The 22,182-nt window shown below is 63.7% G+C and carries 32 protein-coding genes; 25 read left to right on the forward strand and 7 right to left on the reverse strand.

The genetic code is table 11. The annotated features are described in order from the left end of the window. Nucleotides 1–58 precede the first annotated feature (58 nt). Both L2Y94_RS06405 and L2Y94_RS06410 read left to right on the forward strand, forming a co-directional pair. Entirely contained in the window at nt 59–790 is a 732-nt protein-coding gene (locus L2Y94_RS06405; RefSeq protein ID WP_144911209.1) for a response regulator transcription factor, read from the forward strand. 101 nt (nt 791–891) lie between these two features. Continuing rightward, a complete protein-coding gene (locus L2Y94_RS06410) occupies nt 892–1,815 on the forward strand; it encodes a sensor histidine kinase (protein ID WP_247373837.1) in 924 nt (307 codons plus the stop codon). A gap of 88 nt (nt 1,816–1,903) precedes the next feature. On the opposite strand, the gene L2Y94_RS06415 is transcribed toward L2Y94_RS06410, so the two are convergent. From L2Y94_RS06415 to L2Y94_RS06435, 5 genes are read right to left on the reverse strand one after another with little or no spacing between them, the layout of a single operon-like run. After that, nucleotides 1,904–2,374, reverse strand: a complete 471-nt coding sequence (locus L2Y94_RS06415; protein WP_247373839.1) for a TlpA family protein disulfide reductase — start codon at nt 2,372–2,374, stop codon at nt 1,904–1,906. Beyond that, complete coding sequence (locus L2Y94_RS06420) at nt 2,371–3,540, reverse strand: sialidase family protein (RefSeq protein ID WP_247373841.1); 1,170 nt, start codon at nt 3,538–3,540, stop codon at nt 2,371–2,373. The genes L2Y94_RS06415 and L2Y94_RS06420 overlap by 4 nt, the downstream gene beginning before the upstream one ends. Before the next feature lie 2 nt (nt 3,541–3,542). Further along, the gene (locus L2Y94_RS06425) at nt 3,543–4,124 is read right to left on the reverse strand and encodes a response regulator transcription factor (protein WP_247373842.1); all 582 of its coding nucleotides are present in this window, start codon (nt 4,122–4,124) and stop codon (nt 3,543–3,545) included. Further along, complete coding sequence (locus L2Y94_RS06430; protein WP_247373844.1) at nt 4,121–5,401, reverse strand: ATP-binding protein; 1,281 nt, start codon at nt 5,399–5,401, stop codon at nt 4,121–4,123. Before L2Y94_RS06430 ends, L2Y94_RS06425 begins: the two co-directional genes overlap by 4 nt. Before the next feature lie 54 nt (nt 5,402–5,455). After that, nucleotides 5,456–6,991: a peptide MFS transporter gene (locus L2Y94_RS06435; protein ID WP_247373845.1), complete on the reverse strand. Its 1,536-nt coding sequence runs from the start codon at nt 6,989–6,991 to the stop codon at nt 5,456–5,458. Between the two features lie 311 nt (nt 6,992–7,302). Between L2Y94_RS06435 and L2Y94_RS06440 the strand changes: the two genes are divergently transcribed. Genes L2Y94_RS06440 through L2Y94_RS06455 form a run of 4 tightly spaced genes read left to right on the forward strand, consistent with a single transcriptional unit; the run spans nt 7,303 to nt 9,756 of the window. Then, the gene (locus L2Y94_RS06440; RefSeq protein WP_247373847.1) at nt 7,303–7,674 is read left to right on the forward strand and encodes a diacylglycerol kinase; all 372 of its coding nucleotides are present in this window, start codon (nt 7,303–7,305) and stop codon (nt 7,672–7,674) included. A gap of 59 nt (nt 7,675–7,733) precedes the next feature. After that, entirely contained in the window at nt 7,734–8,357 is a 624-nt protein-coding gene (locus L2Y94_RS06445; RefSeq protein WP_247373848.1) for a LemA family protein, read from the forward strand. After that, nucleotides 8,357–9,256, forward strand: coding sequence for a TPM domain-containing protein (locus tag L2Y94_RS06450; protein WP_247373849.1), 900 nt, complete (start codon nt 8,357–8,359; stop codon nt 9,254–9,256). The genes L2Y94_RS06445 and L2Y94_RS06450 overlap by 1 nt, the downstream gene beginning before the upstream one ends. Further along, nucleotides 9,256–9,756 carry a TPM domain-containing protein gene (locus tag L2Y94_RS06455; protein WP_247373850.1) on the forward strand — a complete coding sequence of 167 codons (501 nt, stop codon included), beginning with the start codon at nt 9,256–9,258 and terminating at the stop codon, nt 9,754–9,756. The genes L2Y94_RS06450 and L2Y94_RS06455 overlap by 1 nt, the downstream gene beginning before the upstream one ends. Before the next feature lie 440 nt (nt 9,757–10,196). On the opposite strand, the gene L2Y94_RS06460 is transcribed toward L2Y94_RS06455, so the two are convergent. Together L2Y94_RS06460 and L2Y94_RS06465 are read right to left on the reverse strand one after the other, a co-directional pair. Next, nucleotides 10,197–10,391, reverse strand: a complete 195-nt coding sequence (locus L2Y94_RS06460; RefSeq protein ID WP_247373851.1) for a hypothetical protein — start codon at nt 10,389–10,391, stop codon at nt 10,197–10,199. Between the two features lie 157 nt (nt 10,392–10,548). Continuing rightward, entirely contained in the window at nt 10,549–10,956 is a 408-nt protein-coding gene (locus L2Y94_RS06465; RefSeq protein ID WP_247373852.1) for a helix-turn-helix domain-containing protein, read from the reverse strand. Between the two features lie 274 nt (nt 10,957–11,230). On the opposite strand from L2Y94_RS06465, the gene L2Y94_RS06470 reads away from it, so the two are divergent. The 19 genes from L2Y94_RS06470 to L2Y94_RS06560 all read left to right on the forward strand — a co-directional run bounded on the left by L2Y94_RS06470 (nt 11,231) and on the right by L2Y94_RS06560 (nt 22,172). After that, nucleotides 11,231–11,590: a helix-turn-helix domain-containing protein gene (locus L2Y94_RS06470; RefSeq protein ID WP_247373853.1), complete on the forward strand. Its 360-nt coding sequence runs from the start codon at nt 11,231–11,233 to the stop codon at nt 11,588–11,590. 64 nt (nt 11,591–11,654) lie between these two features. After that, a complete protein-coding gene (locus tag L2Y94_RS06475) occupies nt 11,655–12,083 on the forward strand; it encodes a hypothetical protein (protein ID WP_247373854.1) in 429 nt (142 codons plus the stop codon). Then, nucleotides 12,084–14,333 (forward strand): transposase family protein, encoded by a 2,250-nt coding sequence (locus L2Y94_RS06480; RefSeq protein WP_247373855.1) that lies wholly within the window; start codon nt 12,084–12,086, stop codon nt 14,331–14,333. It abuts the gene before it with no gap. Further along, nucleotides 14,333–15,046 (forward strand): AAA family ATPase, encoded by a 714-nt coding sequence (locus L2Y94_RS06485; protein WP_247373856.1) that lies wholly within the window; start codon nt 14,333–14,335, stop codon nt 15,044–15,046. Before L2Y94_RS06480 ends, L2Y94_RS06485 begins: the two co-directional genes overlap by 1 nt. Nucleotides 15,047–15,394: 348 nt before the next feature. Continuing rightward, nucleotides 15,395–15,706 carry a hypothetical protein gene (locus tag L2Y94_RS06490; protein ID WP_247373858.1) on the forward strand — a complete coding sequence of 104 codons (312 nt, stop codon included), beginning with the start codon at nt 15,395–15,397 and terminating at the stop codon, nt 15,704–15,706. A 23-nt stretch (nt 15,707–15,729) separates the two neighbouring features. Next, entirely contained in the window at nt 15,730–15,960 is a 231-nt protein-coding gene (locus tag L2Y94_RS06495; RefSeq protein WP_247373859.1) for a hypothetical protein, read from the forward strand. 414 nt (nt 15,961–16,374) lie between these two features. Then, nucleotides 16,375–16,563, forward strand: a complete 189-nt coding sequence (locus L2Y94_RS06500; RefSeq protein ID WP_247373861.1) for a hypothetical protein — start codon at nt 16,375–16,377, stop codon at nt 16,561–16,563. Beyond that, nucleotides 16,544–17,164, forward strand: coding sequence for a DUF3164 family protein (locus tag L2Y94_RS06505; protein WP_247373862.1), 621 nt, complete (start codon nt 16,544–16,546; stop codon nt 17,162–17,164). Before L2Y94_RS06500 ends, L2Y94_RS06505 begins: the two co-directional genes overlap by 20 nt. Before the next feature lie 52 nt (nt 17,165–17,216). Further along, nucleotides 17,217–17,651 (forward strand): hypothetical protein, encoded by a 435-nt coding sequence (locus L2Y94_RS06510; RefSeq protein ID WP_247373863.1) that lies wholly within the window; start codon nt 17,217–17,219, stop codon nt 17,649–17,651. Then, a complete protein-coding gene (locus L2Y94_RS06515; protein ID WP_247373864.1) occupies nt 17,648–17,911 on the forward strand; it encodes a hypothetical protein in 264 nt (87 codons plus the stop codon). Before L2Y94_RS06510 ends, L2Y94_RS06515 begins: the two co-directional genes overlap by 4 nt. A gap of 80 nt (nt 17,912–17,991) precedes the next feature. Continuing rightward, on the forward strand, nt 17,992–18,522 hold the full coding sequence (locus L2Y94_RS06520; RefSeq protein ID WP_247373865.1) for a regulatory protein GemA: 531 nt from the start codon (nt 17,992–17,994) through the stop codon (nt 18,520–18,522). Continuing rightward, nucleotides 18,515–18,775: a hypothetical protein gene (locus L2Y94_RS06525; protein WP_247373866.1), complete on the forward strand. Its 261-nt coding sequence runs from the start codon at nt 18,515–18,517 to the stop codon at nt 18,773–18,775. The genes L2Y94_RS06520 and L2Y94_RS06525 overlap by 8 nt, the downstream gene beginning before the upstream one ends. 115 nt (nt 18,776–18,890) lie before the next feature. Further along, nucleotides 18,891–19,382: a hypothetical protein gene (locus L2Y94_RS06530; protein ID WP_247373867.1), complete on the forward strand. Its 492-nt coding sequence runs from the start codon at nt 18,891–18,893 to the stop codon at nt 19,380–19,382. Further along, on the forward strand, nt 19,379–19,825 hold the full coding sequence (locus L2Y94_RS06535) for a Mor transcription activator family protein (RefSeq protein ID WP_247373868.1): 447 nt from the start codon (nt 19,379–19,381) through the stop codon (nt 19,823–19,825). Before L2Y94_RS06530 ends, L2Y94_RS06535 begins: the two co-directional genes overlap by 4 nt. 3 nt (nt 19,826–19,828) lie before the next feature. After that, complete coding sequence (locus L2Y94_RS06540) at nt 19,829–20,287, forward strand: hypothetical protein (protein ID WP_247373869.1); 459 nt, start codon at nt 19,829–19,831, stop codon at nt 20,285–20,287. 137 nt (nt 20,288–20,424) lie between these two features. Continuing rightward, complete coding sequence (locus tag L2Y94_RS06545) at nt 20,425–20,769, forward strand: putative holin (protein ID WP_247373870.1); 345 nt, start codon at nt 20,425–20,427, stop codon at nt 20,767–20,769. A gap of 74 nt (nt 20,770–20,843) precedes the next feature. Further along, on the forward strand, nt 20,844–21,473 hold the full coding sequence (locus L2Y94_RS06550; protein ID WP_247373871.1) for a transglycosylase SLT domain-containing protein: 630 nt from the start codon (nt 20,844–20,846) through the stop codon (nt 21,471–21,473). Continuing rightward, nucleotides 21,470–21,928 (forward strand): hypothetical protein, encoded by a 459-nt coding sequence (locus L2Y94_RS06555; protein WP_247373873.1) that lies wholly within the window; start codon nt 21,470–21,472, stop codon nt 21,926–21,928. Before L2Y94_RS06550 ends, L2Y94_RS06555 begins: the two co-directional genes overlap by 4 nt. A 40-nt stretch (nt 21,929–21,968) precedes the next feature. Beyond that, complete coding sequence (locus L2Y94_RS06560; RefSeq protein WP_247373875.1) at nt 21,969–22,172, forward strand: hypothetical protein; 204 nt, start codon at nt 21,969–21,971, stop codon at nt 22,170–22,172. Nucleotides 22,173–22,182: the final 10 nt, after the last annotated feature.

A 22,182-nucleotide genomic window follows, 5' to 3' on the forward strand; every position in this document is an offset into this window, starting at 1 on the left:
CTCACCGGCCCGGCCGTTAACTCTTCACATTTGTGAATCACCAAAGAGGAGTGGAGCGATGAGCAACCGTGATGAGCAGGCTGGCCTGGTTCTCCTCGTCGAGGACAACCGCCAGATCGCCGAGATGGTGGGCGAGTTCCTCGAGCGTCGTGGCTATTCCGTCGACTACGCCGCCGACGGCGTCAGCGGGTTGCACCTGGCGGTATCCAACAGCTACGACGTGGTCGTGCTCGACCTGATGCTGCCGGGCATGGATGGCCTGGACGTGTGCCGCAAGCTGCGAAAGGACGGCAAGAAATCCACGCCGGTGCTCATGCTGACCGCCCGCGACACGCTGGAAGACAAGCTCGTGGGCCTCGAGGCCGGCGCCGACGATTACCTGGTCAAGCCGTTCGAAGTACGGGAGCTGGAAGCACGCCTGCGCGCGCTGATCCGCCGCGATCGCCGTCAGGTGTCGTCCGAGGTGCTCACCGTGGGCGACATGACGCTGGATACCGCCACCCTGCGCCTGACGCGCGGCGGGCAGGAACTCACCGTATCCCCGATCGGCCTGAAGCTGCTGGCGATCCTCATGCGCGAATCCCCGCGCGTGGTGAGCCGCCGCGACATCGAGCGCGAGATCTGGGGCGACACGCTGCCCGACTCCGATACGCTGCGTTCGCACCTCTACAACCTGCGCCGGGTCATCGACAAGCCGTTCGATCGTCCGCTGCTGCACACGATCCACTCGGCGGGTTATCGCCTCGCCGACCTCGATTCCGAGGTCGCCGCTTCCCAACACACTGCCTGATGCCGACGTCGCGGGGCTGGATGTAGCAATGTATGGATGAGGGTCGTTCGCAGGGCAGACGGCGTCGGCGCGGATCGTTCCGGTTCCGCGTCGCCTTGGTCATGATCCTGCAGACGCTGGTGGTCGTGGTCGCCTCGATCATGGCCGCGAACAACGTGGCGCCGCTGGGTGCCGCGGTGTTCATCATGCTCTGTTCGGGCGGCCTCGCCTGGCTGGCCGTGTCGCGCGAGTGGCTGCCGGTGGCGGCGCTGGCGCGATTGATGGACGCCTGGGATCCCGAACGCCCGGACCTCGAAGGACTTCGCGGTCGGGACGGCGTGCATTCGGACAACGACGTGGCCGCGCTGGTTCGCGGGCTCCACGGCATGGCGTCGCGCATCGAAGGCTATGGCGAACGCGAGCGCAACTTCACCCGCGACGCCAGCCACGAACTGCGCAGTCCGCTCACGGTGATCAAGATGTCGGCGGACATGCTCGCCGACGAGACCGAGCTGTCCGGGTTCGGGCATCGCTCGCTGGAGCGCATCCGTCGCTCCACGCGTGAGCTGGAATCCCTCGTGGAAGCATTCCTCATCCTTTCCCGCGAGTCCGACCAGGGGCTTGCGGAAGAGGATTTCGTGGTCAACCAGGTGTTGCGCCAGGAAGTGGATTATGCCCGTGAGCTCATAGCGGGACGGCCGGTCGAACTGATTCTCGACGAGCCCGCGTGCTTCGCGCTGCATGCGTCACCGCGCGTGTTCGCGGTGCTGTGCGGGCAGTTGATCCGGCATGCGCTCCAGCAGACCGACCAGGGCACCATCGTGGTCACCGTGATGCCCGGCAGCGTGAGCGTCATCAACCCCGCCGTGGACGTCCCCGAGCCCGGCAGCCGGCGGCACGCCGCGGTGGATCGCCATGGCTTCGACCTAGCCATCGCGCGGCGGTTGTCGGATCGGTTCCAGTGGCCGCTCGAACTGCGCGCGTTGCCCGGGGCGAACCGCATCGCCAGCGTGCGGTTCCCGAATCCTCAGCCCATCGAGGCCTGAGGTCTCCGATTCGCGGACAGGGTCCGCTCCCACCCTTCGGTAGGAAAGCCTGCTACCGGAGGGTGGGAGCGAACCCTGTTCGCGATGCCTACGAAGCGGGTACGCCCACCAACCGCGCGATGCGATCCGTATCCAGCGCCCCGCTCACCGCCTTCTTCGACCCGTCGGCCCGGATCGCCACCGTGCGCGGCGTCTCACCACCCCACGAAGGATCGATGAGGAAACCCAGCCGCTCCGGTGTCGCATCGGCATACGCCCGCGACGGCACGTCGTCGAGCTTGGCCGCCTTCAACCGCGCCTCGAGCGCCCCGGCCTGCGACATCGCGTCGGTGGACACGAAAACCAGGTCGACGTCGGCATGCGAGCGTTGCCACGCGCGCAACGCCGAAAGGTTTTCCTCGCAGTAAGCGCAATCCAGTGCCCAGATCGCGATGACTTTCACGCCCTTCGACGGCGGTGCGAGCAGTGCCGCGACGTCGCCAGATGCTAGCGGTGTCGGCGGAGCCGCCTGCGCCGCGGCGCAGAACGCCAGGGCGGCGATGCCGGCCACGCGCCTCATGGCCCGACCTGCACGAGGCGGAACGTGCCGCCGGGATTCCACGCCACGAAAGGCTGCTGCTTCGACAGGACGAGCTTCGGCCAACCCGACGCGCCGTCGGTATGCGCGATCGCGCGGGGCGGCCCGAAGCTCGTGCCGCCATCCGTGGATTCGCGCAGCATGAGGTCGAGCCCGGAAGCGGTCATCTGGTTCCAGGCGATCCACACATGCTTGCCGTCCACGGCCAGATCCGCATGCGATGCGCCGGTGGTCGCGACGACGGCGGTGTGCTCGGGCGGGTTGCCCGGGACGAGCTGGCCGTAGCTGATGGTCGGTCGGTCGTCCGCGGCGCTGAACCACACGGCGTGCTTCACGCCCGACGCGTCGATGGCGAGCGAGGGCCCGTGGTGCGGGCAGCCCTCGATGCGCCATTGGGTGAACGTGCCGCGCCGCACCGCCGGATGGCCGCCGTCCACCGGTAGCGTGGCGAAGGCGTGGTCGCGGATGTTGTCGCCGTAGATGGCGCGGAAGAACGCGTCGACGGAACCGTCTGGCGCCCGGGCGAGGGCGATGCGGCAGCACTCGCAGCTTTGGTCGACGATCTTGCGCTCCGGCGCGAAATGCTCGCCGCGGTCGGTCGACCAGCTGTAATACGTGGCGGCGCCCAGATACGGCTTGCCTGCTTTCGTCGCCGCTTCGAGATCGCGCTTGTCGATCCAGGCCACCACGACACGGCCTTTGCCGTCGACGGCGAGCGAATCGAAGCGATGGGTAATCTCCGCCCGATCCACGTGCACCGTCTTCGGCGTGTCGAAGTGCGCGCCGTCGTCGAGCGAGCGCGAGAAGCGTACGAAGCCCGTCCAAGGCGCCTTGCGCGGTTGCGACCAGGTCACGTAAAGCTCGCCTTGCGGACCCAGGGCGAGCTTCGGACGGTTTTCACCCTCGGCGTAGATCGGCTCGCCGGTGGGATTGACGATGGTGGAGAGGGCGAAGCCCTTGCCCATGTCGTCGGAACGGCGCACGCGCACGTGTTCGCCGACGGTGTCGACGACCCAGAGGCGGCCCTTGGCATCGATGGCGGCATCGAAACCCAGGGGCGCTTCGTGGCCCATCGCCATGTCGTGCATGTCGTGGGCATGCGCGAGCGGCGCGACGGCCAGCGCGGCGAGAAGGGCAAATCGGCGCATGCTCAGTTCTCCTCGGGCCGTTCCCGGACCGGGTGCTTGCTGAGCTTGCGCTGCAGGGTGCGGCGGTGCATGCCCAGGCGCCTCGCCGTTTCGGAGATGTTGCCCTCGCATTCGGTGAGCACGCGCTGGATGTGCTCCCATTCGAGACGGCGCAGCGGCAGGGGTGCGTCGGGCGCATCGACCGGATCGTCCGCGTCGGCGGGGCCGCCGTCGCCGTCGAGAAGCGCACGGACCACGGCGTCGGCATCCACCGGCTTGGCCAGATAGTCGTGCGCGCCGCGCTTGATCGCTTCCACCGCGGTGGCGATCGAGGCATAGCCCGTGAGCAGCAGCACGCGGATGTCGGGCACCAGCGACTGCAGCTCGGGAATGAGGCGCAGCCCGTTCTCGTCGCCGAGCTTGAGGTCGAGCACGCAGTAGCGCGGCTGGTGCCGCCGGGTGAGGGCGCGCGCATCGTCGGCGTTGTCGGCGCTGATCACCTCGAATCCGCGCGAGGTGAGCGCACGGCCCAGCACGCGGGCGAAGGTGGGATCGTCGTCGACGATGAGCAGAGGACGGCCGGTGGGAGGAGTGAGGTCGTTCATGCAGGGTCTCCGATGACCGAAAGGGGCAGGCGCAGGCGCATCTGGGCACCGTGGCCGGTATTGCTGGCGGCCAGCTCGCCGTCGAGGCGCTCCGCCGTGGCTTCGGCGAGCGCGAGGCCGATGCCGAGTCCGGTGTCCTTCTGCGAAAGACCGAGCGTGCCGAGTTCGTCGAACTCGTCGAAACCGGGCCCTTCGTCCGTGACGATCAGCTCGAGCCAGCGCCCGTCGATGCGGATGCCGAAGGACACGGCGGCGCTGTCGTTCAGCGCGGAGGCGTCGGCGGCGTTGTTCAGCAGGTTGATCAGGGCATGCCGCAAGCCCGGTGGCGAGCGCAGGCGAAGCCGCGCCGCGTTGGGTTCCACGTCGAGGGTGACGTCGGCTTCCGGACGCAGCAGCTGGAAGCGCTCCATGCAGCTGTGCACGAACTGGTCGAGCGTGACCCGCTCGGGTTCCTGCGAGAGTTGCGCCTTGCCGAAGGCGACCATCTCGCGAAGGATGGTGCGGCATCGCTCCACCTGGCCCTCGAGCAGGTCGAGGTCGTCGCCCAGGGGCGTGTCGCCCGCGTGTTCGCGGCGGATCTCGGGCAACAGCATGCGCATCGTCGCCAGCGGCGTATTCAGTTCATGGGCGGCACCGGCCGCCTGCGTGGCGATGGCGAGGATGCCCTCGTCGCGCAGCGCCCGCTCGCGCACGCGCTGCACTTCGTCCTGTTGCGAGCGGATCGCCTTGGCGAGGTTGCTGATGAACACGCCGAGCAGGATCGCCATGATCACGAAGTTGACGCCGAGGCCGGCGACGTAGAGATCGAAATCCAGCCCCTTGTTGCCCAGCGAGGGCAGCGGCCGGTGATAGGGCACCAACAGGACGTAGGCCACCCCGGTGAGGATCGCCACCAGGGACACGCCGGTGATGGACAGCGCGGCGGCCGACAGGCCGATGGGTACCAGCAGCAGCGTCACGAAGGGGTTGGATGCGCCGCCGGTGAAATAGAGCAGGTAGCCCAGCACCAGCGTATCGGCGGCGATGTGCACGATGGCCTCGCCCTCGGTCATCTTCCAGGGCATGCCCAGCCGGAACGACGCGGCGGCGGCGAACACGGCGAGCACGCACACGCCCAGCATCAGCGGCAGCAACGGCACGTCGAGCTTGAGCAGGGTGACGCAGGAGAGGATCGCCACGCTCTGGCCGGCGATGGCGCACAGGCGAAGCCAGGCGAGGGTGCGCGCTAGCGCGAAAGGACCGGAGCGGGACGTCGGGGAGTGCAGGTGGTCGCTCACGTCGATCTCTTCATGGTCGAAGGGCCGCCCGTCCGGGCGGCCCTTCGCGGGGTATCACAGGTCTTCGTTGTGCACGGGCGGCACCGGCGGAACGTCGGCCAGTGCGTGGTCCAGCGAGAGCTTGCGCATCAGCGGCAGCATCGCCACGGCGATGACGGTGCAGGCCACGCCGACGAAGCCGAGCTTGTTGAACAGGCTGGTGTAGATCGGCAGGGACTGCAGCGGATCGGTGATGTTGTCGGGAATCGCGGCGTAATTGGCCACCACGCTGCCCATGTACTGCGCGACGCCCGAGGCCACGTAGTAGGCGCCCATCATGAAGCCGCCCATGCGTGCCGGCACGTAGCGGGCGATCATCGCCAGGCCCAGGCCGCTGACGAGGATCTCGCCGAGCGAATAGAAACCATAGCCCCAGACCATGTACCACGACGAGATCTGGCCACCCACGGCGGTCTTCGCGCCCAGGCCGTACATGAAGAAGCCCACGGCCACGGCGACGAAGCCCAGGGCGAACTTGGCGGCGACGGAGAAATCCTTGCCGTGGCGACCGAGCGTGTTGTAGATCCACACGAGGATCGGCGAGAGGATCACGATCCAGATCGCGTTCAGCGACTGGAACTGCTCGGGAATCCAGCGAAGGATGTGGACGCCGAAGAGGCCGAAGTCGAGGTCGACGTTGCGCTGCGCGAACAGGTTCAGCGAAGTCGACATCTGCTGGTAGAAGATGAAGAAGAAGATCGTCTGCACCGTGAGCACCAGCGCGGCGATCAGGCCGGCCCGCTCGCTCTTTTCCACCGAGCGGATGAGGTGCACGAAGATGCCCAGGATCACCACGCCGGCGATGTAGACGCAGGCCTTGGCCACGTCCTGGTTCTGCAGGATGAAAGCGGACGCGGCGATGATCGCCAGGCCTCCCACCAGCACGCCGGCCACGTTGCGGCCCAGCAGCGGGCGCTCGTCCGGCGCCGAGCCGATGTGGGCCAGGGTGTGGCGCATGAAGAAGTAGTTGATCAGGCCGAGGATGAGGCCGATGGAGCACACGCCGAAGGCGGTGTGCCAGCCCAGCGCGTCGCCGTAGTGCTCGCCCACGTAGTCGCGGATCCAGGGCGTGAGCAGCATCGAGATCGTGGAGCCGACGTTCACCGCCATGTAGTAGATGGTGAACGCGCTGTCGATCTTCACCTCGTCGCCCTCGTAGATCTTGCGCACGAGGTTGCCCGCGTTGGGCTTGAACAGGCCGTTGCCGAGGATGATCACGCCCAGCGCGACGTACAGGAACAGGCTGTTGTTGGTGGGGATCCACAGCAACGCGTAGCCGATCATGAGCACCACGGCACCGGTGAGCATGGTGCGACGGGTGCCGATGAACTTGTCGCCGATCCAGCCGCCGATGGCCGGCGTGGCGTAGATGAGGGCGGACGCCGCGCCCCAGATGAGGTTCGAGTCGACTTCGGCGAAGCCGAGCTTCTTCACCATGTAGGTGACCATCAGCACCTGCATGCCGTAGAAGCCGAAGCGCTCCCACATCTCGATGAGGAAGACCGTGCTGAAGGATCGGGTCTGGGAAACGGGCGGGTTCTGAAGTGCCATGTAGATTCCGTGCGCATTGGAAACAGCGAGTCGCGAAAAAACGCGACTCCCGTCGCCATGACCCTGAACGAGGCCATAACTGGTCAAGACTAACCCAAATGGTCCGCCGGGTCGTGTTGCGCCGCCAGAGGGGCGCGGCGATTCGCCACGCATCCGGGACGCGGAGGGTCCCTAAGCCGCCCGCAAGGCCGCTGTGGCATAGTAGTGGGCCATTTCCGACCCTTCCGACGCCGCCCGACATGCCGCATCGTCCTGTCCACCCGACCTCCCGGACCGCCTCCGCGGCCGTTCCGACGGGCATCTGACCGTCCATGGCATCCAACGTCCCGCGCGGCCCGCGCCAGGTCTTTTCGGCTTTCCAGTGGTCCATGAAAGGCCTGCGTGCCTGTTTTCACTACGAGGCGTCGTTCCGGCTCGAGGTCTACCTCGCCGTGATCGTCGTGCCGCTGGGGCTGTGGCTGGGGCAGGGCGCCCTGGAGAAGATCGTCCTGATCACCTTCCCGATCCTGGTGCTCTCGGCCGAGCTGCTCAATTCGGCCATCGAGGCGGTGGTCGACAAGGTCAGCCCCGAGTTCCACGAACTGGCCGGACGGGCCAAGGACATGGGCTCGGCGGCCGTCTTCCTGTTGTTGCTGATGGTGGGCGTGAGCTGGGCGCTGATTCTCTGGCCAAGGTTTTTCTGAAAGCCAGGGCGCACGAATTTGCGCTACCTTGTGCGCGCACAACACAAGGAACCGCCGCCATGAAGACACTCGTCCGCACCTTCGCCCTCGTCCTCCTCGCCGGCTTCCTGTCCGGCTGCGGCTACAACGCCATCCAGCGCGAGGACGAAGCCGTCAAGGCGGCCTGGTCCGAAGTGCTCAACCAGTACCAGCGCCGTGCCGACCTGGTACCCAACCTCGTGAACACGGTGAAGGGGTACGCCCAGCACGAGGAGCGCGTGCTCACCGAGGTGACCAACGCCCGCGCCAAGGTGGGCCAGGTGCAGCTGAGCCCCGAGCAGGCGAACGACCCTGAAGCCCTGGCGAAATTCCAGGCGGCCCAAGGCCAGCTTTCCGGCGCGCTGTCGCGCCTGCTGGTGGTCAGCGAAAACTATCCCCAGTTGAAGGCCGACGGCTCGTTCCGCGATCTGCAGGCCCAGCTCGAAGGCACCGAGAACCGCATCACGGTGGCGCGCAAGCGTTACGTCGATGCCGTGCAGTCGTACAACACACTGATCCGCTCGTTCCCGAACAACCTCACGGCCAAGGTCATGGGTTACTCGGTCAAGCCCAATTTCAGCGTCGAGAACGAAAAGGCCATCTCCACCGCGCCCACCGTCGACTTCGGCGGCGCCCCGGCCCCGGCTACCTCGGCCGGCCGCTGATGCGACGTTTCGCGGCCGGGTTATGGCTGGCCGTCGCGCTGCTGGTGGCCCCGTGGGCGGCGCCGGCGGCCGACGAGCCGGCCGTGCCGAAGCTGACGCGTCACGTCACCGATCTCACGGGCACGCTCAGTGCCGACCGGATCGATCAACTTGACGCGCGGCTGGTCGCGCTGGAAAAGGCCAAGGGTTCCCAGGTGGTCGTGGTGATGGTGCCCACCACGCAGCCCGACGATCTCGAGGACTACTCCCTGAAGGTGGCCGAGGCCAACAAGGTGGGACGCGAGGGCCCCGACGACGGTGTGCTCGTGTTGCTGGCGAAGGACGATCGCCGCGTGCGCATCGAGGTCGGCTACGGACTGGAGGGCGCACTGCCCGACGCCATCGCCGCCCGCATCATTCGCGAGTACATGGCGCCGAAGCTGCGCGTCAACGATTACTACGGCGGCATCAACGAGGCACTCAACGCCATCACGCAGATCGTGCAGGGCGAATCGTTGCCTGCGCCGGTGAATCCCGACGACAGCCATGAGCGCCGTCGCAATGGGGGCGGGCACTTGCTCTTGCCGCTGATCTTCGGCGTGTTGTTCCTGCGCGGGTTGCTCGGCCGCGCACCGTTGGGCGTGCGCATGCCGTTGGGTGGCGCGATCACCGGCGGGCTGGGTTGGCTGTTCATGCACTCCATCCTCGGCGGCGTACTCGGACTCGTCGCCGGCGCCCTCTTCATGGCCATTCCCGTCGGCGCCGGTCGTTCGATCGGCGGCGGGGGCTGGGGTGGCTTCGGCGGCTGGGGTGGTGGTGGCGGTTTCGGTGGCGGCGGCGGCTTCGGAGGCGGCGGTGGCGGCGGCTTCAGCGGTGGCGGCGGCAGCTTCGGTGGTGGCGGCGCGTCGGGGAACTGGTGATGGACATGCGACGGATAAGGCAAAACCTTTTCGGCGAGTGGTTCCGTATCGGCCGGGCGTTTCCGCCCGAGGTGCTCGAGGCGGTGACCCGGCTGGTCGCCGAGGGCGAGGGAAAACATCGTGGCGAATTGCGCGTGGCGATCGAGTCGCGGTTGCCGTTGAGCGCGGTCGTCCAGGGCGTCACCGCGCGTGATCGCGCGGCGATGCTGTTCGCCCATCTTCGCGTTTGGGATACCGAAGAGAATTGCGGTGTGCTGCTTTACGTGCTGCTCGCGGAGCATCGCATCGAAATCGTGGCCGATCGGGGCATCGCCAAGCGCGTTACCGCAAGCGAGTGGGAATCGATCACCGCGCACATGCGTGACGAGTTCGCCGCGGGGCGCCTTCGCGAAGGCCTGCTTACGGGCGTCACCGAGGCGGGAGCGTTGTTGGCGACGTACTATCCCGGTGACGGTTCGTCTCGCGAAAACCAGCTACCGGACAGGCCGTTGGTGCTTTAGCGTTCGATCGGTCGCGGTGAATCCTCGACGTGCCGCTTCGCAGGATTCGCCGATACGATCGGCTCCCACCCCTTCGGTAGGCCGGTCGTCGAAGGCTTGCTACCGAGGCGGTGGAATGGGTCCTATCGGCGCAGCGTTGCTACCGAAGGGTGGGAGCCGATCGTATCGGCGGAGGGATTTGCGGGAACCCTTCCGGTGCCGTTGAAGCGGTCACCTCCCGAACAGGTCGAGACCCGTTTTTCGAAAGGCACCTCGTCTGTGCCGTGCCAGTTGGAGTGATCAATGGAGGAAGAACATGGATGAGGCCGGATGAAACCGGACAAACGGCGCCAAATGGACGTTTGCCGCCCGTTTAGTAAGGCGAGGCCCTTAGGTCGGCGGCGGCGCTTGGATTGAACACAATGCGCACGCCGCGTCGCAGATGTCACTTGATTTGCAAATCAGCGGGCCACGCACATCTGAAACGGCGTCTCCACCATTCCAGCCGCCTCACACAGCCCTTGGAGCCAGGCGTTCAGGGCGCAAAGCTGGTCGTTGTCCAGCTGCTCAAGCACTTCAAAGCCAACGGCGTGTACGAACGCCTGGACCTCGTCGTTGAACGCATAGTGCTTAAGCTTCAGCCGGATCTGGGCCAACAGGTGCTTCCTCCTGATCGGGTAGGGCTGGCGCGATTTTCCCGCCCCCTCCCTGCTTTCCTGAGCCTGCTGTAAGGCCTCATCCAGGCCTGATTTCAGGGCCGTTAAATCAGTCCCAGACGCCCTATTGTGCTGCGTCGCCCTCGTCAGGAGGGCTCTAACCCTTTCCACCCACTGCTTTTCCATCGTTCCCCCTATGGCTGAGCCCGCGAGCGGCGGGCCGCGCGAACGCAATGATCTGTGCGCTCGGCAGACCGTTGACCAAGGCGTCATAGATGAGGGAAACGAGCTCCGCGTAGTCTGCTGGCTCGAGCTTGCCGCCATCCAGGGCTTCCTCTGCCAGCTGGATGGACAGCTTAAGTTCGTCGGATCGCAATGGTTGAGACGCGCCGCCTGGAGCCTGCTCGACCGCGATGTCCGTCCGTTCGGGGCCCTGCCCGGCGATTAGCCAGTTGCCGTTCCAACCCTCGCCCATCAGCACGGCAAGCATGCTGATGTCGGGTACTCGCTCGTTCCGCTCGTAGTGGCCGTACGTCCGCAGCGAAACCCCGAGCTTTTCAGCCATCTCGCGTTGCGAGCGATGGGCACGAATGTGCACAAGTCGGTCACCAAACACAGCGATTCCCCCGTTCGCACTTACGTGAGCCGAACTGCGAAGCAGGCATGCACCCGCGTCGCGTATTTCGCGCTTCGTCTAAGTCACTGAGCTGACGAGGAAATTCTAAAAAAAGCACGTTCGTTCCCAACTTTCCAAAGAGCGAAGCACTTTCGTGCTTGTAAAAGGGCACTTTTGTGCCTAGTATCTGCGCCATAGACACCACCCACTGGCGCAGACCCACATGACTACAAACGCGGCCGTAAAAAAACCAGCCCCGAAAGAGGACTGGCACACCGCAGATATCATCGCCGCCGTCCACAAGGCTGGCTGGTCTTTGCAGCAGCTCGCCTTCGAAAACGGCTATCAGGCCCGCACTGCGCTAACCGGCGCGCTTCGTCGGCGCTATCCCCGTGCCGAAAAAATCATCGCTGACGTCCTCGACAAGAAACCCGGCGAGATCTGGCCGACGCGGTACTGCGCCGACCTGACCACACCCAACAGCCAGGCCGGTGCCGCACCTCGTAGGCCGGGCAATCAGCCGCCGCAAGGGAAGGCTACCACTGGGCCGCAGGCCGGTCACTCGCAATCCGGGAAGGAATAACTGACATGAGTCAGATCTACCCGATCGTCCCTACACCGCACCACGCCCGGATCAGGGGCTAATCATGGCCCGCCGCGACGCCCTCACTCACGACATGTTTGCCATGCCCGTGCCTGCAACCAGTGCACCAGGCAGCATGGATTTCCGCCCCGCCATCGCGGACCTGGTCAAGACGATGCTCGACGGCCACGACCGTGCGACCGTCGCCTGCCGCTGTTCAGAGCTGACCGGCAAAGACGTATCGAAGTACATGCTCGACAGCTACACGGCGCCCTCGAAAGCCGACTTCAATGCTCCGGCTTACCTTATGCCCGCGCTTGAGGTGGCCACTGAGAGCTACGTGTATAGCAACTGGCTCGCGAGCGTTCGCGGCGGCCGATTCTTCATCGGGCGCGAGGCGCTCGCGGCCGAGCTCGGCCGGGTAAAGGGCGAGCAAGACAAGCTGCGCCAGATCGAACGGCTTCTCCAGAACGAGCTAAGGAGAAGCGTGTAAATGGCAGACGGTGCCCGCGCGTCCACAGGGGACGGCATCGACATTCAGCGGATTGCCTTCGCCCTACGGGTTACAAAGCGCGCCGCAGAGCTTAAAGCGGCTCGCGAGGCATGGCCGTTCTCGGAAGTCGCTGTCCGGGGAGGCCGGAAGCGCCTATACCAGATCGACGTGCTTCCCGACGACGTTCAGCGTGCCGTTCGACACGCGAATGCAGTCACCGCCGCGCAAGCTGCGACTACAAGCGTGCATTTCCGAGCTGGCGAAAGCCTAGGGCGCCGTCACACCCTGACGGCTGCTATCGACCAGACATCGCGTCATCGCGCTATGGAAGCGGGTCTTGCCGCAGCCGCGGGTAAAACTGGACATGGCGCCGACCGCATGAACGCAAAGCTAGATCTCCTGGTGCAGCTTGATAGCTTTGCCGCCAACCATGGCATGGGAATTACCGCTGCCATCGAGGCCTTCTGTGGAGCATATGCGTCCGGTGAAGTTGGCTCCGAAACGGCCCGCCGTGTCATCGGACCCGAAGTCTCCGGCGCCTCATTGCGCCGTTGGAGAAAGGCCCTGCAAACAAAAGGAGCTGTTGCGCTGGCCGGCGCTTACGGAAATCGCGAAGGCTCCGGCCTGATCAATGGAAATCCCCAGCTATACGAATTCGCGGTGGGCATGATTTCGACCACGCCGCACCTGGGCGGAAAGCACCTTCATCGCGCCATCGAAGCCCGCTTTGCACACATGGGCGACTCGCTTCCCACGCTTCGTAGCGTGCAACGATGGCTCACGCACTGGAAGGCGGAAAACCACCAGGTATTCACCGCGCTCACCAACCCGGATGCATGGAAGAACAAGTACATGCTAGCCATGGGCAACGCCAGCGAAGATGTATCCCGCCTCAATGAGCGTTGGGAGTTCGATAGCACCCCGGGCGACATCGAACTGATCGACGGGCGCCACAACCTGGTCGGCATTATCGATGTGTGGTCGCGTCGCGCAACCTTGCGCGTCACCAAGACCAGTAGCGCGGATGCGGTCTGCCAGACATTGCGCAGCGCGCTCATGCAGTGGGGAGTACCCGAGCGGGCGAAGCTAGACAACGGGCAAGACTACGTCAGCCATAGGATGCAGCGCGTTTTTGCCAGCCTCGGCGTCGACGTAAAGCTCAGTGCACCGTTCTCGCCATGGGAAAAGCCCCACATCGAGCGGTTCTTTCATACTTTCTCGCACGATCTACTGGAAATGCTTCCGGGGTTTAGCGGGCACAACGTGGCAGAGGCACAGGCGCTTCGCGCTGGGAAGAGCTTTGCGGAACGCCTGTTCAAGAAGAACAGCACCGTGCAGCTGCGAATGACGGCGGCCGAGCTCCAGGCCTTCTGCGACAAGTGGCTGGCCGACGTCTACATGCAGGAAGCCCGTGAAGGGCTGGCGGGCATGAGCGTCTTCGAGCGCGTAGCCAGTTCGAAGACCGAGGTGCGCCGTATCCGGGATGTCCGCGCCCTGGACGTGCTGATGGCCGAGGCACCAGGCGGCACCGGTGCACGTACCGTCGCCAAGAAGGGCCTGCGTATCGAGGGCATGTATTACGGCGCTCCCGAACTCGGCGCATTGGTAGGGGAAAAAGTCCATGTGCTTTATGACGAGGCCGACCAGGGTCGCGTGGTGGTCTATCACGACGAAGCCTTTGTTTGCATCGCCGAGTGCCCGGAGCTTCTAGGTATTTCGCGCCGTGAAGTAGCCATCGAAGCCAAGGCGCGCCAGGCCAAGCTCATCAACGAAAAGCGAAACGAGCTGCGAGCCATCGGTCGCAAGGCCAAGACGCGTGATATTGCGATGGAGATTCTCGACGCCAAGGCCGCGCAGGCCTCGATGCTGACCATGCTGCCGCAGCATGGGGTAATTCATATGACACCAGCGCTCGACGCTGCCGCTCTCGCTGCCGCCGCGCTCGATGCCGCCGACCTTCCGCATGACCGACGCCCGATTGCACAGGCAGATATCGACCTGGTGCACCGCATGAACCGCGACGAGCAGCAGCAGAACGAAACGGAAGAAGATCGCTTCCGCCGCGCTATTCGGCTTCTCGCTGAACCCGATATCGACCAGGTGAACGCGCGCTGGCTCAAGAGTTACCAGAACACATCCGAGTTCGGCGGCCGCTGGACCGTCTTTGAAGACTTCGGCGGCGCGCCCTTCGGGCTCGGCACCGATTACGACCATTTGTGCCTTAAGACCAAATCACAAGGGGACTACTAATGAAAAGCAAGATCGTACCCGTCAGCAACGTGACCCGCCTAAGCGCCGCCGCCGACGCATTGCTCAACCGCCAGCCTGGCATGCCCGGCATGGGCCTAATCTACGGTGACACCGGAGCTGGCAAGACCACCGCCACGACGTGGCTTATCACGAGAAACAATGGCGTCTACGTCCGGGCGCTCTCCACCACCACGCCCAGTAGCCTGCTGCGGACCATCGCGCGTGAGCTGGACCTTGACCCGCGCCCCAGCAACGTCGAGACCGTTGAACTTATCGTCCAACGACTTGCCGAGACCGGCCGGCCGGTGTTTGTGGATGAGGCCGACTATCTGGTCACACAGCAGCGCCTCGTGGAAACGCTCCGCGACATTCATGATCTGGCGACCGTGCCGGTGGTCCTGATTGGCATGTCCGGCATCGAGCGCAAGCTGCGTAGCCGACCGCAACTCGCTGGACGTATGTCGCAGTGGGTCCAGTTTAAGCCCGCAACGCGCGACGACATCTCCTTGATGGCGACGCAGCTTTGCGACATCGACATCGACGCCGACCTGTTGCAGCGCCTGTACGACGCCACGCAAGGCAGTATGCGACTAGCGGTGGTCGGCCTTTCACATATCGAGCATATCGGTAAAGCCAAGGGCCTCAAGACCATGACGCTCGCCGACTGGCCGCGAGGACGCAGCTTCAGCTTCAGCGACTCGGCGGCTGCATGACCCCGAAGCTGCGCAACCGGACGCTACGGAAGCAGAAGTCCGCCCAGGGTGGGCCGCGCGTGCGCATGTGGTTGGCGATGCGGATCATGCGCCAATTCGACACCCACGAGCTGGTCGCTGTTTGCGAGCTAAAGAGCATCAAAGTCGCTCGGAGCTACATACATTTTCTTCGGCTCGCAGGGTACGTAAGAACAACGTGCACCAGTAAGGGAGGAAACGAACCCGGAAAGCACACCTTAGTGCGTGATACAGGCCCGAAACCACCAGCCATCGTCAAGTACAACACAGTCGTGTGGGACCCGAACACCGATACCGAATACGCAGTTCGAGAAAACAGGAAAGCAAGCTATGAGTGACTGGATAACCGTACTCCGCGAGGCCTGCAAGGCTAGCACCCAAGTGGCCATCGCTCGTCAGATCAGTTACTCACCCACCGTAGTTAACCAGGTGCTCAAGGGGAACTACGGTGGCGACTTGAATGCCGTGCAAAAGGCCGTCGAAGGTGCGCTCATGGGCCTGATGGTCGAATGCCCGGTCATCGGCGAGTTGCCGCGTAATCGCTGTCTGGAATACCAGCGCCGTGGTTTCGCCGCCACTAACCCTATGCGTGTGCAGCTGGCCAGCGCATGCCCCGATTGTTCCCACCGCCGTGGCGGCTGAGCCGCCATCATCGAGGACTCTCCATGAAAATTTTCAATTTTTTCCGCTCCCTTCGTGCTACGCCGCCTGTTGCCGATTCCGCAGTCGAGAACCTGCGCCGTCAACTGCGCGGCAAGTGCGATAGCACGGTGTTGGCACAGGCGGAAGCACGTCTTCGGCGCCGAATCTTCCAGGGCATCGAGCCCACCCGTGCCACGGCAGCGGTCGTTGCCTGGGCCACACAAGCCGACCACGCCAGCTATGCCGGCACCTGACGATCACGACCTGCCGCCGTGGCTCATTGAGCGCCACCGCGAGACCACTAATCACATCTTCCGCACCAATTTCGGTTCGGGTTATCCACAAGGATCGATCATGGCGACGCCGCTCGTTGATCATATTCGACAGCTTCTCCAAGCCTCCGGGGAGCCCATGACAACCGTCCAGATCATGGACGAACTTCCACCGGGGTTCAGCATCGATGCCGTCCATGCGGTCTGCTGTGACCGCAAGCGCGCGGGCGAATTCTTCGCCGAAGTAATAGAAGGAAAGCTGGCATACCGCCCTGTGCGTAGGGTAGCGGGCCGCGAAGAATCCTCTGCCGCCAGAGCGGGTGAGGCATCCGATGGCGTAGAAGCCGAGGCCACTCCGGTAGAGCCAGAGGGATGCGCTTCCGTCGGTTCACGGCCATGAGCAAAGGCCAAGCCATCATCACCGTCAGCAGTGATGGGGACAACGTGAGCTTCGTGTGCGACTACCTTCCGGCTACGTCGCCTGATGGGCCGTCGATCAAGGCACACGAACTCGCAGCGCTTGCCATCCTCACCATCCATAGAGCATTGAAGGAAGTACAAGACCATGTCATCCACCTCGGCTAACACCCCTGCGGGCTATCGCACAAACGCTCAAGGCCATCTAATCCCTGAAGACAAGATCAAGCCCATCGACCAGGCCCGCGACGCGCTAGTGAGTGAAATTGTTGCCAGGGCTCTGGAAGAACGGGAGCGCCTCCGGGCGTTCAAGACCCAGGCCTATGCCGACATAGCGGCATTCGTTTCGCTTAGCGCCGAGCAGTACCGAGTCGCTCTAGGCGGTGAGAAGGGTAACGTGACGCTGCTCAGCTTTGACGGCCGCTACAAGGTCATCCGGGCGATGCAGGAGACCATCGCTTTCGACGAGCGTCTCCAGGCGGCGAAGGAGCTGATCGATATTTGCGTGGCCGACTGGACGAATGGTGCACGCGCGGAAATCGTGGTCATTGTGCAAGACGCCTTTCGCGTCGACGCCACCGGCAAGATTCGAACCGGAAGCATCCTGGCGCTGCGCCGCTACGACATTAAGGATGCGCGCTGGCTACAGGCCATGGATGCGATCAGCGACGCCGTGCAGGTGGTCGGGTCGAAGAGCTATATCCGCATCTACGAACGCGACGTCAACGGCAAGTATCAACCCATTAGCCTCGATCTCGCAGGAATCTAGCCGTGGGCACGTCCGTGCATACGGATTCGACGCCAATCCGGGAGTTAAAGTGATGAATAAAGAAACACAGCTAATGCTTCAGCTCAACACCAGCGGTGCATGGCAAACTATCGTGCAGTTCGAGGTCAACCGCCGCGATGAGGTACTACGGGCCGCACACGTGTTCGCAGGAATCCTCGGCAAGGGTGCTAAGTGGAGCATCGTGCACGCCGATGGTGACCGCGAGTGGCTCCCGGACCTGATGGGGCCTTGGGAGCCGATTGGCGCTATGTCGCCTCGACCGCTCATCGACGTCATGGTGTGCAGCATCGACAGCGATGGCGAACGCCAGGTATTCATGGCGTACCGGCGCGACAACCTCGGTGAACCAGCGACATGGACACTTTCCGGAACCGATGAGGTGCGCGTACCTGGCCGGGTCTACGCATGGACGCCGGTAATCGAGACCGCGCCAGAGCCGGATGCAATGCCCGTGGTGCGCGCATGAAGACGAAAGGTGGCCCACTGTGTGCGGTGACGATTGGTTTTCAAACCTTCCTTATGCCGGTGGCGTCGGGGATGAAGCTGGTGCAAATATTTACGCAAGCTGTTGACTGTGACGAAAGCTACGACGGATCGTACGAGCGAAAGTACACCGCCGGAAAGCAAGTCGCCGTGCACTTCACGACGGTTCGTGACGACCAGGTGCGCTTACCTGACGCCCAGCCCAAGGGGCAAAAGGTGGTGCTACTGGAGGCACCGAAGTGACAACGATGCCTATCGAACAAGGGAGCGCTATGCGTCGCGGTCAGCTAGCCACGATTCACGTAGCACGCCAGCAGCTCAAGATGGACGAAGACACTTATCGTGACCTGGTAGCCCGTGTCTCCGCCGAACATGGCCGCGCTGTGCGAAGTGCAGCCGATCTCAACGGCAAGCAACGAACTGCCTTGATCGAAGAAATGCGCCGCCTGGGTGCCACCAAGCCTGCGAGCAAGCGTAAGCCCGGTCATTACCCAGGCAAGCCACACAACTTCTCTGGTATGCCTGAGATGGTCACGAAGATCGAGGCCTTGCTGGCCGACATGGCACTGCCATGGTCGTACGCCGATGCCATTGCGAAGCAGCAAACAGGGGTAGCCAAGGTCGCCTGGGTCCGCCAGGAAGAGCAGCTGCGCGCGATCATTGCCGCTCTTTCCGTGGAGCAAGAAAAGCGGGTGCTGGGTCACGCCGTCGACCAGGAGCTGAAACGGCTTGGTTGGGCGCCCGAACGCGTGGTGGAGATGCTGCGCCCATTGCGACCGAACTGGCGGCGCCACCGCGAATCCCTTCGGCTGGTACTTGCGTACCTGGCGCAACAGGATATCTCCCATGGTTGATCAATATGTGCTGGACAAGGCTGCGCAGCAGGGAAATCGCTTGGCTAGTTCCGTGAACCGTGAGATCAGCGATCTCTCTCATTCGGACCAGGAGTTGCTGCTAATCAGCGCCCTCGTCATCAGTGGCGCCCTGGGCATGGTGACCGCCCGCCTCAGCAAGGAGGCCGCCAAAAGGCTTTGGGACGACATGCGGAACGTCATCGATATCGGCCACGCACAGATCGAAGCCGCCGAGCAGGGCACGCGGCACTGATATGGGCATCAATGTGACGTGTCCTGCGTGCAACTCGGCTTTCCCCATCGAGGCAGGCCTAGTTGATGGGGACGCGAAGCGCCTGGCACTCGTGGCCGCTGGGATGGAACCGCTAGTGGCCCGTACAGCGTTCGCGTATCTGCGGCTGTTCAAGCCTAACGGGGGCACGCTGCGACTGCCCAGGGCCATTGCCGTCCTGGCTGAGCTGGATGAAATGGTGAATGCCGCCCAGGTGAGTGCTGGAGGGCATGGCGGCGCGCGACGCGCAGCGACTCCGGCTATGTGGGCCGCAGGCATGGAGCAGATGCTAAACAGTCGCGCCGACCTCGATCTGCCCTTAGGCGACCATGGTCACTTGCGGACGCTTGTGTACGCGCTGGCTGGCATGCCGACTGCCCACGCCGAACGCATCGGCGAACAGGGTGACGACGTTGGCCACAAGCGAGCAGTCACCGGAACAGGCGTGAGTCCGCCGCAGCCGCCCGAGGAGCCTCTTAAACGGGATCTGACGTGGCTTCAACAGCAGTTTGAATACGGGGCCATTACCGAACAAGAACGAGACGAGCGACAGGCCGCTGCACGGGCAAAATATGCGAGGGCATCATGAAAGACGATAAGAGCAGCATTGATACCGCCGACATGTTCGGCGATGACGTCTCGCTCGACGCCGACAAGGTCATTGATAGCCTTAAACAGCTCAAATCCCACCACTGGGAAGGCAACGTGGGCAAGCTCCTGAAGGCGGTCAAATGGGTCCTCAATAAGCACCTCGGTCCGGAGCGTGCGGCCTCCCTGTCGCCCGAGGTCGTCATGAGCGCGATCGACGAACTGGGAGGCCACATCGTGTACTGGCCCAAGGGAGAGGTCATCAAGCGAGCGCTGCGCGACATCGAGATCGCCACGGATCACTTCGACCGGGGATGCCCGATTGAGCAACTGGTCAACAGGTACAAGCTGACACCGCAGCGAATTTATACGATCCTTGCCGCCCAGAGGGAGATCCGTCGCCGCAGTGGCCCGGACCTCTTTGGATTTGGAGATGGAGGCTAACCAATGAAGGTCGTTAAACTGATAGGCGTGTTCATGATGGCTGTGGTGGCCGGCGGGTGCGACATCGTCGCCGACGACGCATCGAGGGCAGGAACGGGTGAAATCACCTCCATCGCGTCGCTGGATACTGATCAAACGGCAAAAGAGGCAGAGTATGCGCTTCAGGCCTTGTGCCCTTCACTGGGCAAGCTAGCCGGTGCTGGGGAGATCGATAGCGTTTCCCATCAAGTTGGCGAACCAAACATGGATACGCAGCGAGCCGTTGGGTGGGCGACCGCAACCACGGTGACCGTGATCCTCCCGAACCGAGCATTGAACAGCGTTCCTTCAGACTGGCACGCGGCTGGTCAACATTGCCACTTCGAAGTAGGTGCTGATGGAATTGCTGTGGCCAAGAGCGCATGCATGCGAATCTGCGATATCGAACCTAATGGATCGACAGGTGTGAAGCGCTTTCAATAGCGCATACAACCTCAGGAAGTACCTCCAAAGCCCCGCCCTATGCGGGGCTTTTGCTTACAAGGGCTTGAATATCAGCTCGCACGCGCGATGAACGAATCTGACGGCACACGGGGTCATGTGACCTACGGGGAGCCGTCATGTCGCTTATGTCGCATATCCGCGATGCCGTTACCGCCTGGGTAGCAGCTCGCCTCAAGTCGTTTGGTTTGACCGGGGTTACCCGCGTCTGGCGTTGGTGGGTAGCGGCACTGGTGCTGCTGGCCATCGTCACGGTCATCTCGCCCCAGGCCGCTGGCGTGCTGACCCTGAAGTTCGGGCAGCAGATGCTCGCTGCCATCGTCGGGTATCACCTGGCGAAGATCACTCTGATTCACGCCGTACCCGAACGGCTGCGTGAGGTCCCCATTATTTCAGCTGCGTTGACCCTCGGCCGGGCGCTGGTCATGGCCGGCGCGATGCTCGCCGTGGGGCTGGGCCTGTGATGCACGCATATGTCCTCCTAGTCATCGCGCTTCTCCTTGCCCGATGGCAAGGGCGCCTGGTTTCTCAAGGAAGCGTGATCCGCGCAATGTTGATGTGGCTTGTCGCCATCATCGTGGGCATGGCGTCGTTGAACGCTGCGCACGCGGCCAGCGTTCCCTCGCCTGCGGCCAAGTCGTGGCAACGCACGGTGCAGCGTGAAGCGCACGCGGTGTGGGGCATCACCGCACCGGTTTCCGCCTTCGGTGCGCAGATCGAACAGGAGAGCGCCTGGCGCCCGAATGCTCGCAGCCCCTATGCAGGCGGCCTTGCCCAGTTCACTGCGGACACGGCCTCTGACATGGCGCGTTGGTATCCGGAGCTGGGACCGGCTGATCCGTACGATCCCCGCTGGGCCATTCGGGCGCTGGTTCGGTACGACTACCGCCTCTATAACGGCGTTTTAGGTGCGCGAAGCGAGTGTGACCACTGGGCCATGACGCTCTCGGCGTACAACGGCGGCGCCGGCTGGCTGAGTCGCGACCGCGCCCTTTGCTCGCGTGTGTCCGCATGTGACCCCTCGCGCTGGTGGGGTCATGTGGAGCGCCAAAGCCAGCGCGCCTCGTGGGCGTTGACCGAGAACCGCGCCTATCCATCACGCATCCTGTTGACTCTACAGGCTCCTTACGCTGCTGCTGGCTGGGCCGGTCAGGCGGTGTGCCCGTGACCATCGCGAACGAACTGACTGGAGTTCCTTTAATGACGACGGCCAAGCGCCTGATCGGCTACTTGCTGGTACTCGCGCTCGTATTCATCAGTGGCTGGTTCAGTGGCGGCAGGTCGGCCAACGGCGACGTCCAGGCGAAATACATCGATACCGCCATCGACAGCGCGCTGTGGCAGAGCCAGGCGCAGATGGACGAAGCAGCCTTAGCCGAGGTGAAACAGCTTCTGGACAAGCAAAAAAATGATTTGGCGGCAGCGAAACGAACGGCCTCGGAAGCCATAGCTCAACGTACCGCCGTTCAAAAGCAGCTCAACGCCGAGCGCGATACGCGCAAGCAAGCCCTGGAGAAAACCGCGAATGAAAACCCCGACTGTGCTGCTCTGGCTGGCGTGCTTTGCCCTGCTGTCGCTCGCCGGCTGTTCGGCTCACCGGCAGGCCCGACCGACACCGAGTAAGCCGACGGTCTTGTCCGTCGCAACCGTGACGTATGCGCCGATGCCGACCGAGCTGACGGATGCCATCGCGGAGCCCGTACCGCCGCCCCAGCATTGCCGCACCGCCACTGGTGACCCGGGCTGGTGTCTCATCGATGCGCTCAGCTGGATCGAGGACTGGCGTGGAACCCTCATGCGGTGCAATGCCGACCGTGCAACGACAGCTCGAATTGGTAACGCCGTGCAGAAGGCGGTGAAGCCGTGAGCCAAGAAAC

Source organism: Luteibacter aegosomatis, assembly GCF_023078455.1.
Taxonomy (GTDB): Bacteria; Pseudomonadota; Gammaproteobacteria; order Xanthomonadales; family Rhodanobacteraceae; genus Luteibacter; species Luteibacter aegosomatis.